Source organism: Streptomyces sp. NPDC001985, assembly GCF_040296845.1.
Classification (GTDB): domain Bacteria; phylum Actinomycetota; class Actinomycetes; order Streptomycetales; family Streptomycetaceae; genus Streptomyces.
The window spans coordinates 82629-95545 of record NZ_JBEOYB010000027.1; the positions used below are offsets into that span (position 1 = coordinate 82629).

Genomic DNA, 12917 nt, shown 5'->3' on the forward strand with positions numbered 1-12917 from the left:
GCGATGACGCCCGCCCCGGACTTCGTCAGTCTCAACGGCCCTGACAACGCCGGCAAGACGACCCACCTGGTACGGCTGGCCGAGCGGTGGGACGGCTTCCAGCCGCTGGGCGCGGTCCACGAGCACGACCCCGAAGCGTGGGCGCGGGTGGCAGCCGACGACTACGCCCGGTGGTGGTTCGAGACGTCCACGACCGTCGAGCTGACCGAGATGCTGCTCGCCGGCCACGCCAGGCGGGCCGCCGCCCGCGAGGACGGGCGTACGGGGCTGCTGGATAGGGGCCTGCCCATGCTTCTCGCCGTGGCCGCCGCGACCTGCGTGGTCAAGGACGGTCTTACGGTCGGCGAGGCGTTCAAGACCGTGACGGGCATCGCCGGTTCGCGTGCCGCAGCCTCCGAGACCTCGATTCTCCTGCTCCCGTCCCTTGACGCCGAGCGCAGTTACGCCATGACGAGCGCTCGCGAGGGCCGCCCGTGGACCGGGATCTACCCGGCCTATCAGAAGTCGCTGCACGCGGTCCTGCTCCACCAGACCGCGCACGGCGCGTACAACACGGTCGTGGATTGCGAGGACCGCTCTCTGGACGACGTACACAGCAACATCCTCGATCGCCTTGACCTCAGCACACGCACTGATGGGAGTCCCCGGTGACCCAGAACTCCCCGCCCCTGGTCCTGCCGCCCGGCCTCGCCCGCGCCATAGCCACGCTCCCGAACAAGGACCGACATCGCCTGGACGACACCGTCACCCGACTCCACACCGTCAACGGGCACCTGTGGGGCACCGAGGACCGGGTGCGCGGCACCTTGCTCTCCGCCGCGCAGGTCGCCGACTGCAAGCGGGAAATCGATCAGCTCAACGCCGAACGCAACGCGCTCGCCGAGCGGGCGGACGAGGTTCTCGGCTCGCTGACGGATGCGGGCCGCGCCGACGCACCGCTGCATACCGAGACACTCGCCTCCGTCGTCGACCGCCTGTCGGTGCTGACGCTGCGGATCTGGCACAGCGAGCGGGCGGCGGCCCGGGACGAGCTGACCCGCCGCCGCGTCCCCGCCCTCCACAGCCAGCGGGAGGAGCTGTGCGCCGCCCTCGACACGCTGGTCGGCGATGTCGTCGCCGGACGCCGTCGACTCCCTGTGCCGGCCCGCTTCAAGTTGTACGGCCGGGCCGACGCGGCCCCCGCCGAGGTCAAACCGAGTCGGCACCTGCGCCGGGTCATCGCCTTCGGTGGCCTGAGCGAGTGCGGCAAGAGCACCAGCGCCGAGTTCGTCCAGCGCACGTGCGGTGCCCAGCGCTTCAAGATCGGCTTCCTGCTGCGGCAGGCTGCCCACCGGGAGGGCCTTGCGGACCCGTACGCGCTGTCGGCCCGGCGGCAGGCCGAGCTGCTGCTCGGTGAGCTGAACCGCTTCGTGGACGCCCACGTCGACACACGGCTGTTCACCATCGAATCCGTCCACGACGACGCCTCGATCGCCGAGCTCAAGCAGCTCATGGGCGACACGCTCCAGATCGTCTACCTGGATGCCTCCTTCGCCGTACGCGTCGAGCGGTCCGGGACGCTGGCCCAGGCCGTCGCCGCGAAGGACGAGATCAAGATGAGCCGTGGCGCCCACCAGGTCGCCGCGCTCGCCGACCACGTCATCGACAACACGGGAAGCATCGCCGCCCTTCGCTCACGGCTGCGCCGCATCGCCGCCCCGCCGACGGTCACGGCTCTGCGTGTGGCCACCCCATACGGGCTGGGCCTGCCGGCCGCGGTCGCCTCGGCGACGGCCGACTTCACCGACGCTGTACGGGCCTACGGCCCCGGCGTGCGGCTCGTCGCCCTGACCGGCAGCCCCGGCGAGGGCAGCTGGATCGCAGGCTGGTCCGACCTGGACCTGCTCGTCATCGCCGAACACGAGGCCCTCGGACGGGTCCAAAAGGCCCTGGAGCAGTACCGGACCGCCCTGGACGGCGCGGCCTCCCTCGGCCCCACCCTCGTCACGCCCGGCGAGCTGTCCGCCCGGCGCCTCACCCCGCGCCTGGCGTTCGTCCTTCACCAGTTCCAGCAGGGCAGCCCCGTCCTGCACGCCGCACCCGACCTCAAACTGCCGACGATCACCCGAGACGAGCTCGCGCTCGCCGCTGTCCGGGAATTCCCCCAGGTCATCCTCACCATGCGCCGCCTGCGCGCCGACGCGGGGCCGGCCACCTTGCGGCAGCTCTACAAGCACCTCGTGCTCGCCTGCCGTCTCCTCCTCCGGGAACACAACCAGTGGGAGTCCGGACCCGACCGGATCCTCACCGCGGCCTCCCGCATGCCGGGCCTGGTCAACCTCTCGGTGCCCTCCCTGGCCGAGATCTCCAGCGCCTGGCGCGACGGCGACACCGACCGTGCCTTCAAGCCCGTCGTCACGGCCGTCGACCAGTTCCTCACCTGGTACGCCATCCAGCTCGCCGCCTGAACAGCCTCCCCCTTCATCCTTCTCCCTCCAACAGGAGCTTCGCCATGCCCGAAACCATCACCACGCCGTCCTTCTCCGCCCGGATCGTCGAGCGCCTCAGCGTCGGGGCCACGAGCCGCCGCGAGCGCGTCATCCACTCCCTGGACGGCCTGGAGGACCCGGTTCACCCCGACACCCTCGCCAACACCGGAGCCGACCTGTGGCGTCTGCTCCAGGAGCAGGTGCCGGACGGACTCGGCTCCGTGGACTTCCTCCTCGGCCTGGACGCCGGCGGCATCCTGCCGACCGTCTCCCTCGCCGGCGCCGCCCATCTCCCGTACAAGATCGCCTGGAAGCTTCACCTTCCCCTCGACGGCGCGGTCCGCTTCAGCGAGCCCCACGCGATGCGCACCGACGTCTTCGCGTACGGCATCGCCCCCGGGCAGCGCATCGTCATCGTGGACGACGAGATCACCACCGGCCGGACCCTGGCCGACCTCACCCACCACCTCAGCGAGGCGGGCGCCGTCCCGCTGGCGGCGGCCTGCCTGGTGGAGGACCCCACCCGCGGAGCTCGCAACCTGCTCACCGACCTCGGTCTGCCCCTGGTCTCGCTCACCACGATCGAAGGCCCGGCGTGACCGCGGTCGCCCCGGCAGGGATCCGGTTCCACCACGGTTCCGTGGTCATCCCCGCCGGGGCCGTCCACACCACCCCGCTCGGATACGACCGTGACAGCGTTCCCGTCGGCGCACCGCTCCCGCTTGCCGCTTCCGCCGAGCTCGTCCACCGCCTGAGCGGGTGCGGCGAGGTCGTGGCGGCTTTCGAGGGGAAGCTCGGCGACACCCTCCTGGCACTGTCGGGGGTCCGCGCGATCCTCGACTGGTTGCGGCTGCGCTCGGTTCGCGTGGCCGTCCGGGCAGTCGGTCCGTACGCGGGGTTGATCGCCCGCACCGGGCTGATCACGCGGCCCCAGGCAACCGCGCCGAACGGCCATCGGGCCGTGATCGGTGACCGCGCGGGAATCGAGGCACACGGCTCGACGGCGGCGGTGCGCCTGGTGCTCGACCCGGCCGCCCCACCCTGCTGGTCGACCGACGGCCGCGCCCACCCAAATCTGCCCGCCCGCCACTACCTGGCGCCGGAGCGCCGCCTCGGCATTCGCCTGCCCGGCACGACCCCTTTCGCTCCCACCCTCGCGAGCGGGCCGAACGACCTCGTGGAGGAACTGCGCTCGGCGGGCTGGCTCGGCGGTCTGAACATCGCCGTCATCACCGCCACCAGTTGGCCGGAGCGCAAGGACTACACCGCGCGGCGCTACATCACCCTGGCCGAGCACATCGCCGAGGCCCGACAGACCCAGGCCCAGCTGCTGCTCATCGGCGGCAACCCGGGCGACGACCTCCGCGTCACCGCGGAGGCTCCCCGGCGCCATGTGCAGGTCCTCCGCCTCGACGGGATGCCGGCCGATCACCTCGCCGACCTCTTCCCGCACTGCCACCTCATCGTCGGCAACGACACCGGTCTCACCCACCTCGCCGCGATGGCCCGCGACCGGGACGGCGGCAGCCCACCGGTCATCGGCCTGTACGCGCGCCACAGCCACAGCAAGTGGCGCACCGGCATGCCGCACCACCACGCCGTCGCCACCGACCTGTCCGACCGCATGCACCAGGGCGACCTCTGCCCCGTCCGCGACGCCATCACCCCGGACACGGACGTTCACATGGACGCCTTCCCGCCCGACGCGCTGGCCCAAGTCAGCCTCGAACTGCTGAACGGGATGGGGCGATGACCTTCCGGCCTCCCCTTCGTATCGGTCCGGTACGACGCTTCACCCGCAACCTGCTCTGCCCCGTCGATCTCCTCGGCCGCCCGCTGCTCCTGAAGTACACCCGCGATATGACCGAGGCCCGCGAGGAGATCCGCGGCCACGCACGCTTGGCCCTGCGCTACCACGTCCCTGCCCTCCACGCCCACCTGCGCGTGCCGGGCGGGCACCTCCTCGCGTACGAACGCCTCCCCGGCGGCACCGACCAGGGCCTCCTGCTCGACCTGCTCAACGCGGACGAGCCGAGCGGCGCCCTCCACATCCACATGGACCAACTCACTTCCGCGTACCGCGAGGTCATGCTCGCGACAGCATGGTCGGCCGATCCGGCGCACGTCGTCCGCAAGCTGTACTGGGACCGCGCGGCGCCGGGCGGCCGCCTCGACACGTACTACGCAGGCAAGGACTTCCTGATCGCCGATGGCCTCATCGACATCCCGGTCTCCCGCCTCGACACCTACGCCCTGAACATCAACGGCCGTCGACACCGCCTCGGCTGGGCCGCCACCCTCCGCTGGCTGCGCGCCCACTTCGCCACGGCCGAGCCGGTCTGGGCGGCCCTCACCCAGGGCGACCCCACCGACGTCAACCTCGCCCACCCGCTCGCCTGGTTCGACTACGACACCGCCGGGATGAACAGCATCCCCGGCGAGTTCGCCAACTTCCTCTGGTACGCCTCCACCCTCGGCGGCTGGCTCGTCCCCACGTACAACCCGACCGCCTTCGCCGACCACCCGGCCACCTTCGACCACGTCCCGGCCAACACGCCTAAGGTTCGGCGACCGGACGTCGACCACAGCACCAGCACCATCCGCATCGACTACGCCCCGCGCCTCTCGACGGCCCGGCGAGCCGCCGTGACCGCGTACTGGAACCAGCTCGTACGGCCGGTCGCCGACCGCCTCTGGCCCGGTGAGGACCTGGCGAACCTCCTCCGCCCCTACCTGGCCATGCGCATCCTCGGCGTCTACAACCTGGCCGACCTGGCCCCCGAGGACCGGCTCATCCTCCTCGCCCGGCTCGCCGAGGCCATGAGCCCCACCTTCGACCCCACCACCTACTTCTGCCCGCTGGAGTCGCCATGCCCGGCCCCCTGAACGGCCACACCGCCCTGGTCACCGGAGCCACCGGCGGCCTCGGCTCGGCCATTGCCCGCCGCCTCGCCGCAGACGGTGCCACCGTCGCCCTAGCGCACCTCGACGACGACCGGGCCGCAGCCGAGCTCGCCACCCACATCACCGACAGCGGCGGCACCGCGATCCCCCTGGGAGCCGACCTCCGCGACGCCGAGTCCGTAGCCGCCCTCTGCCACCAGGCCCACGACCGGCTCGGCCCGATCGACATCCTGGTCAGCAACGCCGGCGCCTACCCTCGCCGCCCCTGGCCCGAGATGACGCCCACCCATTGGGACGATGCCCTGGCCACCAACCTGACCAGCCACTACCTCCTCGCCCACGAGCTCACCCCCGCCATGACGGCCGCCGGCTGGGGCCGGATGATCACGATCGGCTCCGTCCTCGCCACGGCAGGCCGCCACGACCTCGCCGGCTACATCAGCGCCAAGGCCGGCCTCGAAGGTCTCACCCGCGCCCTCGCCCGCGAACTCGGCCCCGCCGGCATCACCACCAACTGCGTCGCCCCGGGTTCCATCCGTGTCCCCGCTGAGGACACGGTCGTCGACGACCCCGAGGCCATGACCGTCCGCCAACTCGCCCGCCAGTGCGTGCAGCGCCGGGGCCGCCCGGACGACGTCGCCGCCGCCGTCGCCTTCCTCGCCACCGACGACGCCGGCTTCATCACCGGCCAGACCCTGCGCGTGGACGGGGGCTGGGTCCTTGGCTGACATCTGGCTCATGCGCCACGGCGCCTACGAAGGCCACCGCCCCGGCCACCACGCCCCGCACGATGCCGCCCTCACGCAGGAGGGCCGCGACCAGGTACGCCGCTCCCTCCCCCTCCCCGACGGCATCACCGCGATCGTCACCAGCCCGGTTCCCCGCGCCCGCCAGACCGCCACCCTTGTCTCCCACCTCACGGGCCTGCCGATCGTGGCCGTCTCCGGCCTCTTGGCCGAATGGCGCGCCCCGAGCATCGTCCTCGGCCGAACCGCCGAGACCTACCCGCCGGCCTACCGCGCCTGGCGAGCCCGCCGCCTCGCCAACCCCTCCCTACGCTGCGAAGACGGCGAAAGCCTCACCGACCTCCACACCCGCGCCCGCCACTGCGCCGCCTTCCTCCACCACACCGCCGGGCGCCACGGCCCCCTCTTGGCCGTCTCCCACACGCTCCTCCTGGGCGTCCTCACACACCTCTCAGAAGGCCCCGCCGCCTTCATGACCGCCGTGAAGACCCCATGGCAATTTGCCGGCCTTCGACTTCTGACCTCCCATCAACGAGCAGCAACCGGACCTCAGCGACCTGCCCCATAGATGGCCGACCCGCCAGCCACCGCACCCGCCGAGAGACCGTCCTGTTCGTAGTACGTCTGGGCTCAACGCTTGCGATTTCCGATACCGGGAGTGCAAGGACCGCGCCCCTCGATCCTTCCTCGCCAGCAACCTCAGTCAAGCGTTGGTTTCCCAGTCAATCCTTGCTTGAACGAGCATCTTGCGGGTTTCGTCAAGCCGTGCGGCCTGTGCCCGGAGCTTGTCGGCAATGTCTGCCAGGTCAGCGGGTCCGAGATTTTCCATCCAGCGGCCCTCGACCACCTCCAGATCGACGTGCCGCACACGGGAAGGTGGGTCGCTGTCAAAGGGGCGTACTTGCAAATGTCCGCGAAAGATCTCTTCGGGCTCGGCTAGATCCTTGTACCCGGGCCCGGCCACATTCATCTCGACGCCATCGATGGTGAGCCAGTGATCGATGTCCACCAGCAAGCCGAGCCGGTCGGCGCGCAGCGGTTTCTCCGCATAGTGATCGACACTGCTGCGCTCGACCCACGGAGGGAGATGCCCGGAAATATGCCCGCCTCCTTCGATGGGGATAGTCCAAGTTGTTGGCTTCTTCACGGTGTCGGCGATCGGCTCGGGCGAGTACGTCCCGGCTTGAAGCTCGTCAGCGAGCACCAACACCTGGCTGGCAAACGCGCCGACTCGCATGGCATAGAAACGCAGCCCGGCGACATCGAGGTCATCGCTGTCGCCTCGGTGGGTGAAGCCGGCGGTCAATTCACCGTCGCCATCGAGATCGTGGAGCCATGCCTGCAAGTGAGGGGGCGACCCCTGTCCGGTGTCTAGCACCTCGGCGACGACGCCCATGTGCGAATGGTGGTCGCCGGTGTCGGTGCACCAGGTGTAGGCGGAACAAGCAGAGGTCGGGGGCGATCACAGGGACCGGAGCCGACTCGACGGTGGTGGCTTTCATGCCGGAGTTACTAGCCACCGCGGGTGTCGACCATGCGCCCCCAGACGCGGTCCACCCCGCCGGGTGATCTATGCGTGAGGAGGGGGCTGTGGGGCATGGATCTAGCCTTCAGCTCAGCGTAGAAGCAACAAGGAACGCCACTTTTCGGCAACGGCGCGTTGACCGAGAAGTGCGTACCTCAGCATGCTCTCAGTTCTGATGTCATTCGCCGCCGTCCGGCCCTGTTCCAGGCGGGCCTACCTCGAACGATCCGCCGCAGGTCAGGACGCCCACGACCCCCACCGGCCCCCCGTACGAACATTTGGAAAGCGTGTTCGGGGCAACCCCTCACGAGTTCGCATCTCGTATCCTCCGCCAGTGCCTCACCGGGCACTCGCGTGCGGAGGGCCCGGCGCCGCAGAGGTCAGTGCGGTCCGGTGCGGAAGGCGCGGCGGTAGGCGCCCGGGGTGGTGCCCAGGGTGGTGAGGAAGCGGCGGCGGAGGTTGGTGGCCGAGGAGAGGCCGGTGCGGCGGGCCACGGCCTCCACGGGGAGGTCGGAGGTCTCCAGCAGTTCCCGGGCCGCGGTGATCCGCTGGGCGAGGAGCCACTGGCCGGGGCTGGTGCCGAGCTGGTCGGTGAACCGGCGGGCCAGGGTGCGCGGCGAGACGCCGGCGCGGGCGGCCAGGCCGGTGAGGGTCAGTTCCTCGCCGAGCCTCCCGGTGGCCCACTCCAGCAGCGGGGCGAGCGTGCCGTCGATCTGGGCGGGGTGCGGCGGCGCCGCGTACTGGAGCTGGCCGCCCTCGCGGTGCGGCGGCATGACCATGTTCCGGGCGACCTGTGCGGCGTACCGGGCGCCCTGGTCCCGGCGGACGAGATGCAGACAGAGGTCGACGCCGGCTCCGGCGCCCGCGCTGGTGGCGACGTCGCCGTGGTCCACGTACAGCACGTCCGGGTCGAGGCGGACGGCCGGGAAGCGCGTCGCGAACTCCTCGGCCAGCGCCCAGTGCGTGGTCGCCCGGCGCCCGTCCAGCAGGCCCGCGCGGGCCGGGACCGCGGCGCCGGAGCAGATGCTGACCACCCGGGCCCCGCGGGCGTGCGCCCGGAGCAGGGCGCGGAGGACCGCGGGCGAGGGCGGCTCCCCGATGGGCAGCCATCCCGGTACGACCACGGTGTCCGCCCGGTCCAGCGCGTCCAGGCCGTCCGTGACGAGCATGTCGTACCCGGCGGGCGTGGGGACCGGACCGGGGTGTTCGGCGCACACCCCGAAGGCGTACCGCACGGGAAGTCCGGGCCGTTCGATCCCGAACACCTCCGCCGCGCAGGCGAGTTCGAACGTCGACTGCGGCGGATGGACGAGGGCCACCACTCGATGCATGGCAGGAAAGTACCGCAGGATGTCTTTTCCGACACTCGGTGGGACGGCGCCCGGCGGCGAGGCTGGACCGCATGACGACAGAGCAGAGCACCGCCGGTTATGTGTGGGCCGCCGTCCGGGACGCCGAGGCGCGCGAGCTCTTCCCGGGTATCCGTCTGCGCACCCTGTGGCGCGGGGACGAGGGGGCGACCGCCCATGTGCTGGAGATGGACCCGGGGGCCCGGTGGCAGGGGGTCGATGTCCATGAACCCGGGCCGGAGGAGGTCTTCGTGGTCTCCGGTGTCTTCAACGACGGCTACCGGGACTATCCCGCCGGCTCCTTCATCCACGCCCCCGCGGGCTCCTCGCACATCCCGCAGACGGCGACGGGCTGCACGCTGTTCCTCTTCTATCCGGAGGGGTGACCGGCCGTCGGGGGTACGGAGAACAGGGCCCCGGGGATGGGGGATGCGGGGTACGGCGTACGGGGCACGGGGCACGGGCTGGTGCCGCGTGCGCCGTCCCCGGCCCCCGCGCCCCGCATCCCGCATCCCGCATCCCGCATCCGTCCAAGCACCAGCCGCCCGCGCCAACCCCGCCCCAGCCAACTCCACCCGCACACACCCCCGTTGCCGTATGGACAGGCCTCCGGCACCGCACTAGCCTCGCACTTGGTCTAGACCTGAACTGCGCCAGCCTGGCATCCCCCCACGCACCCCAGGAGCGACGTATGCGCAGAAAGATCACCTCAGCCCTGCTCGGCCTCGGTATCGCCGGGGTCTCGCTGCTCGCCACCTCCGGCAGCGCCCAGGGCCACGGCTACACCGACTCGCCCATCAGCCGTCAGCAGCTCTGCGGCAACGGCACCGTGAGCAACTGCGGTCAGATCCAGTGGGAGCCGCCGAGCGTCGAGGGGCCCAAGGGGTTCCCCGGGCGCGGGCCCGTCGACGGGGCCATCTGTGCCGGTGGCAACGGGCGGTTCTCCGAGCTGGACGACCCGCGCGGCGGCGCCTGGCCCGCCACGCAGCTCAGCGGCGGTCAGAGCCACACCTTCACCTGGCGGATCACCGCCCGGCACAACACCTCCGACTTCCGCTACTACATCACCAAGGACGGCTACGACCCCCGCAAGCCGCTCACCCGGGCCGATCTGGAGCCGCAGCCCTTCCTCACCGTGCCCTTCGGCGGTGCGCGGCCGGACTCCACCGTCAGCCACTCGGGCACCCTGCCCCGCAAGTCCGGCAAGCATCTGATCCTCGGCGTCTGGAATGTCTCCAACACGGAGAACGCCTTCTACGCCTGCTCGGACGTGCGGTTCTGACCCCGCCCGGCATGCCCCGGTGAACCCCGCGCGGCCGGTCACACGGCCAGTCGTGTGACCGGCCGCGCGCCGTTCCCGGGTGCGCGCGCCGCCCCGCGCCGGATAATGGCAGGCGGGGGCAGCCGCGCGCGCTCGGACGGAGGTGGGCTCCCATGGCCAAGGGCAGCGGGGGCTCCGGCAGGAGCAGAGAGCACCCCACACCCCGGGAGCGGGCCGAGCGGGGCCGGGCCGCGCGCCGGGCCGCCCCGAGGTCCGGGCACGGCGACTTCTCCCCCGGGGCCGGCCGGCGCGACCCGGTCGACGTGATCGAGGCGCAGTCGGCCGTACGCGTCCCGGAGCTGGTCCCCATCCGGTACGGGCGGATGACCGAGTCCCCGTTCCGCTTCTACCGGGGCGCCGCCGCGATCATGGCGGGCGATCTCTCCACCACCCCGGACACCGGCCTCACCGCCCAGCTCTGCGGCGACGCCCATCTGCTGAACTTCCGGCTCCTCGGCTCCCCCGAGCGCCGGCTGGTCTTCGACATCAACGACTTCGACGAGACCCTGCCGGGCCCCTGGGAGTGGGATCTGAAGCGGCTCGCCGCCAGTCTGGTCATCGCCGGCCGCGAGAACGGCTACCCGGCGGAGGTACGGGCCCGGATCGTCCGCGCGACCGTGCGGTCCTACCGGACGCGTATGCGGGCGTACGCCGGAATGGGCAATCTGGAGGTCTGGTACGACCGGGCCGACATGGAGGAGCTGCGGACCGTGGCCGGCCGGCGGCTCGGCGCGCGCGGCAACCGGCGCCTCTCCGACGCCATGGCGAAGGCCCGCACCCGGGACAGCCTCAAGGCGTTCACCAAGCTCACCCGCCTGGAGGACGGCGAGCGCCGGTTCGCCCCCGACCCGCCGCTGGTCGTCCCGGTCGGGGAGCTGCTGCACGGCGGCGAGCGGGACCGGTTCGTCGCGGAGCTGCACGGGCTCGTCGACCGGTACGCCCGGAGCCTGACCACCGAGCGGAAGCATCTGCTCCGGCAGTACCGGGTCGCCGACATCGCCCGCAAGGTGGTGGGCGTGGGCAGTGTGGGGACCCGCTGCTGGATTCTGCTGCTCCTCGGCAAGGACGACCAGGACCCGCTGATCCTCCAGGCCAAGGAGGCCGATCACTCAGTGCTCGCCGAATACACCGGCGAGAGCGCCTACGACAACCAGGGCCGGCGGGTGGTCGCCGGGCAGCGGCTGATGCAGGCCGTCGGCGATGTGTTCCTCGGCTGGGACCGGGTCCAGGGGCTCGACGGCCGGCGGCGGGACTTCTATGTGCGCCAGCTCCACGACTGGAAGGGCATCGTCGAGCCGCAGATCATGGTCCCGAAGGGCATGCGGATCTTCGGCGAGCTCTGCGGGGCGACCCTGGCCCGGGCGCACGCCCGCTCCGGTGACCGGATCGCCATCGCCGCCTACCTGGGCTCCGGCGATGTCCTCGACCGGGCGCTGGCCCGGTTCGCGGAGAGCTACGCCGACCAGAACGAGCGCGACCACGCGGCGCTGCTGGCGGCGGTGCGCGAGGGCAGGGTCACCGCGACGGCCGCCTGACCGCGCGCACCGGTCCCGCCCCCGCCCGGCGCGGGGCGGGGTGGCCGGGCGTACCGTCTCCCGGGTATCCGGAAGACGCACGAGGAGAGCCGACGCTTGACCGAGGAGGAGTTCGCCGAGTTCTACCGGCGTTCGGTCCACCGGCTCACGGGCCAGCTGTATGTGATGACCGGCGATTTCCACGAGGCCCAGGACGTGGTGCAGGAGGCTTTCGTACGGGCCTGGGGGCGGCGCCGGCAGCTGGAGCGGGATCTCGGTCCCGAGGCCTGGGTGCGGACGGTGGCCTGGCGGCTCGCGGTGAGCCGGTGGCGGCGGGTGGTGCGGGGGCAGCGCGCGTGGAGCCGGCGCACCGATCCGGAGACCAGCGGGGGGCCGGAGCCGGGGATGGTCGATGTGGAGCGGGCGCTGCGCCGGATGCCGCCCCGGCAGCGGCAGTGCGCCGCGCTGTTCTATGTCTGCGATCTGTCCGTGGAGCAGATAGCGGCCGAGACACGGCTGTCGCCCGGCACCGTCAAGACCCATCTGTCACGGGCCCGGACCAGGCTCGCCGACAGCCTCGACCATCCTTCGCTCACCGGGGAGAGCCATGATGTCCGACCTTGACAGCCGGCTGGCGGCCGAGCTGCGGCAGGCCGCGGATCAGGCGGCGGAGCGGGTGCGGCCCATGGACGTACCCGGGATCACCGACCGGGCGCGGCGCGGCCACCGGCGCCGGCGGCTGCTGACGGTGGCGGCGGGGGCGGGCGGGCTGACGGCAGCCGTGTCGCTGGCGGTGACGCTGCTGGCGGGCGGCGGGGAGCCCGAGCCGGTGCCGCCCGCCGTGCCCGCGAGCGTGCCGGCCTCGACGAGCACCCCGACGGCCGTCCCGACGAGCGGTCCCGCCCCGGCTCCGTCCCGGAGTCTCTCCGTCTCCCGGCCACCGGCCACGACTGCCTTCCGCGAGCCGGGGCAGGACCCCACCGGGGCTCCGGCGTCCCCCCGGGGGGACGCCGGAGTGTCCATCTCCGTGACGACATCGATGGGGCTGGACTTGGTGGCGGCCACCCCCAGATCGTCGGGGCGCCCGTCC

The 12917-nt window shown here is 72.0% G+C and carries 13 protein-coding genes and 1 pseudogene; 11 read left to right on the forward strand and 3 right to left on the reverse strand.

Features of this window, described 5'->3' with window-relative positions:
• Positions 1 to 3 precede the first annotated feature (3 nt).
• From ABT122_RS14805 to ABT122_RS14835, 7 genes are read left to right on the forward strand one after another with little or no spacing between them, the layout of a single operon-like run.
• Entirely contained in the window at positions 4 to 651 is a 648-nt protein-coding gene (locus tag ABT122_RS14805) for a hypothetical protein (RefSeq protein ID WP_351550726.1), read from the forward strand.
• The gene (locus ABT122_RS14810) at positions 648 to 2447 is read left to right on the forward strand and encodes a DUF4254 domain-containing protein (RefSeq protein WP_351550728.1); all 1800 of its coding nucleotides are present in this window, start codon (positions 648 to 650) and stop codon (positions 2445 to 2447) included. The genes ABT122_RS14805 and ABT122_RS14810 overlap by 4 nt, the downstream gene beginning before the upstream one ends.
• 44 nt (positions 2448 to 2491) lie before the next feature.
• Positions 2492 to 3067 carry a phosphoribosyltransferase gene (locus ABT122_RS14815; protein ID WP_351550731.1) on the forward strand — a complete coding sequence of 192 codons (576 nt, stop codon included), beginning with the start codon at positions 2492 to 2494 and terminating at the stop codon, positions 3065 to 3067.
• 41 nt (positions 3068 to 3108) lie between these two features.
• Positions 3109 to 4221, forward strand: a complete 1113-nt coding sequence (locus ABT122_RS14820) for a glycosyltransferase family 9 protein (protein ID WP_351550733.1) — start codon at positions 3109 to 3111, stop codon at positions 4219 to 4221.
• Positions 4218 to 5354: a hypothetical protein gene (locus tag ABT122_RS14825; RefSeq protein ID WP_351550736.1), complete on the forward strand. Its 1137-nt coding sequence runs from the start codon at positions 4218 to 4220 to the stop codon at positions 5352 to 5354. The genes ABT122_RS14820 and ABT122_RS14825 overlap by 4 nt, the downstream gene beginning before the upstream one ends.
• Positions 5339 to 6100 (forward strand): SDR family NAD(P)-dependent oxidoreductase, encoded by a 762-nt coding sequence (locus ABT122_RS14830; RefSeq protein WP_351550739.1) that lies wholly within the window; start codon positions 5339 to 5341, stop codon positions 6098 to 6100. Before ABT122_RS14825 ends, ABT122_RS14830 begins: the two co-directional genes overlap by 16 nt.
• On the forward strand, positions 6093 to 6686 hold the full coding sequence (locus tag ABT122_RS14835; RefSeq protein ID WP_351550742.1) for a histidine phosphatase family protein: 594 nt from the start codon (positions 6093 to 6095) through the stop codon (positions 6684 to 6686). Before ABT122_RS14830 ends, ABT122_RS14835 begins: the two co-directional genes overlap by 8 nt.
• A 135-nt stretch (positions 6687 to 6821) precedes the next feature.
• Here the strand turns inward: ABT122_RS14835 and ABT122_RS14840 are convergent, their stop codons facing one another.
• Both ABT122_RS14840 and ABT122_RS14845 read right to left on the reverse strand, forming a co-directional pair.
• The gene (locus ABT122_RS14840) at positions 6822 to 7514 is read right to left on the reverse strand and encodes a DUF6907 domain-containing protein (RefSeq protein WP_351550745.1); all 693 of its coding nucleotides are present in this window, start codon (positions 7512 to 7514) and stop codon (positions 6822 to 6824) included.
• Between the two features lie 509 nt (positions 7515 to 8023).
• Positions 8024 to 8974: a helix-turn-helix domain-containing protein gene (locus tag ABT122_RS14845; protein WP_351550748.1), complete on the reverse strand. Its 951-nt coding sequence runs from the start codon at positions 8972 to 8974 to the stop codon at positions 8024 to 8026.
• Between the two features lie 71 nt (positions 8975 to 9045).
• Between ABT122_RS14845 and ABT122_RS14850 the strand changes: the two genes are divergently transcribed.
• The 4 genes from ABT122_RS14850 (at position 9046) to ABT122_RS14865 (ending at position 12451) form a co-directional block, all read left to right on the forward strand.
• A complete protein-coding gene (locus tag ABT122_RS14850) occupies positions 9046 to 9378 on the forward strand; it encodes a cupin domain-containing protein (protein WP_351550751.1) in 333 nt (110 codons plus the stop codon).
• A 305-nt stretch (positions 9379 to 9683) separates the two neighbouring features.
• Positions 9684 to 10274, forward strand: a complete 591-nt coding sequence (locus ABT122_RS14855; protein WP_351550754.1) for a lytic polysaccharide monooxygenase auxiliary activity family 9 protein — start codon at positions 9684 to 9686, stop codon at positions 10272 to 10274.
• 152 nt (positions 10275 to 10426) lie between these two features.
• Positions 10427 to 11848, forward strand: coding sequence for a DUF2252 domain-containing protein (locus ABT122_RS14860; protein ID WP_351550757.1), 1422 nt, complete (start codon positions 10427 to 10429; stop codon positions 11846 to 11848).
• 96 nt (positions 11849 to 11944) lie between these two features.
• Positions 11945 to 12451, forward strand: coding sequence for a SigE family RNA polymerase sigma factor (locus ABT122_RS14865; RefSeq protein ID WP_351550760.1), 507 nt, complete (start codon positions 11945 to 11947; stop codon positions 12449 to 12451).
• Between the two features lie 384 nt (positions 12452 to 12835).
• On the opposite strand, the pseudogene ABT122_RS33605 reads toward ABT122_RS14865, so the two are convergent.
• Positions 12836 to 12917 (reverse strand): annotated as a pseudogene (locus ABT122_RS33605) (inositol monophosphatase family protein); the annotation flags it as partial.

Excerpts from the sequence above, each read along its gene's own strand:
- ABT122_RS14805 (WP_351550726.1), top strand. The coding sequence starts at position 4 with ATGACGCCCGCCCCGGACTTCGTCAGTCTCAACGGCCCTGACAACGCC.
- ABT122_RS14815 (WP_351550731.1), top strand. The coding sequence starts at position 2,492 with ATGCCCGAAACCATCACCACGCCGTCCTTCTCCGCCCGGATCGTCGAG.
- ABT122_RS14825 (WP_351550736.1), top strand. The coding sequence starts at position 4,218 with ATGACCTTCCGGCCTCCCCTTCGTATCGGTCCGGTACGACGCTTCACC.
- ABT122_RS14830 (WP_351550739.1), top strand. The coding sequence starts at position 5,339 with ATGCCCGGCCCCCTGAACGGCCACACCGCCCTGGTCACCGGAGCCACC.
- ABT122_RS14840 (WP_351550745.1), bottom strand. The coding sequence starts at position 7,514 with ATGGGCGTCGTCGCCGAGGTGCTAGACACCGGACAGGGGTCGCCCCCT.
- ABT122_RS14845 (WP_351550748.1), bottom strand. The coding sequence starts at position 8,974 with ATGCATCGAGTGGTGGCCCTCGTCCATCCGCCGCAGTCGACGTTCGAA.
- ABT122_RS14850 (WP_351550751.1), top strand. The coding sequence starts at position 9,046 with ATGACGACAGAGCAGAGCACCGCCGGTTATGTGTGGGCCGCCGTCCGG.
- ABT122_RS14855 (WP_351550754.1), top strand. The coding sequence starts at position 9,684 with ATGCGCAGAAAGATCACCTCAGCCCTGCTCGGCCTCGGTATCGCCGGG.
- ABT122_RS14860 (WP_351550757.1), top strand. The coding sequence starts at position 10,427 with ATGGCCAAGGGCAGCGGGGGCTCCGGCAGGAGCAGAGAGCACCCCACA.